The organism is Achromobacter sp. GbtcB20, from assembly GCF_019091095.1.
Classification (GTDB): Bacteria; Pseudomonadota; Gammaproteobacteria; order Burkholderiales; family Burkholderiaceae_B; genus Achromobacter; species Achromobacter mucicolens.
Genome location: NZ_JAGXJZ010000373.1, coordinates 1 through 323, shown reverse-complemented (window position 1 = coordinate 323; position 323 = coordinate 1). Strand labels below are relative to the sequence as shown.

The window sequence follows — 323 nt, the reverse complement described above, 5'->3', positions numbered from 1 at the left end:
CGCCGATCGAGTACATGACGTCATCGCCGAGGACGGGGCCGCTGTTCTGGTATCCGACCTGCGCCCACGCCAGGCCGCAGACCAGAGCGAGCGGGCCGGCCAGCGCCTTCGGGCGCAGCAGGCGGCACGCCTTGGCGGAAAGGTTCATCGATTCAGGACGCTTCATCGTGGCACCTCAGAGGAAATCGACGCTGCCCAGGAACACCTGCCCGCGGCGTTCGCAGCACGCATAGGGACGCCACAGCGCCCAGGCGTAGTCGCCTTGTTGGGCCTGGGTCAGCGTGCCGCTGTGCGGGAACACCACGCAGGTGTTGGACAGGCGC

The 323-nt window shown here is 68.1% G+C and carries 1 protein-coding gene and 1 pseudogene; both read right to left on the bottom strand.

Going from position 1 to position 323, the window contains the following annotated elements; translation table 11 throughout:
* A pseudogene (locus tag KVT32_RS29380) lies at positions 1-166 on the bottom strand (integrating conjugative element protein); the annotation flags it as partial.
* Between the two features lie 9 nt (positions 167-175).
* Positions 176-323: TraU family protein (locus tag KVT32_RS29375; RefSeq protein ID WP_217619350.1), on the bottom strand; the 148-nt coding region annotated here is incomplete at its 5' end.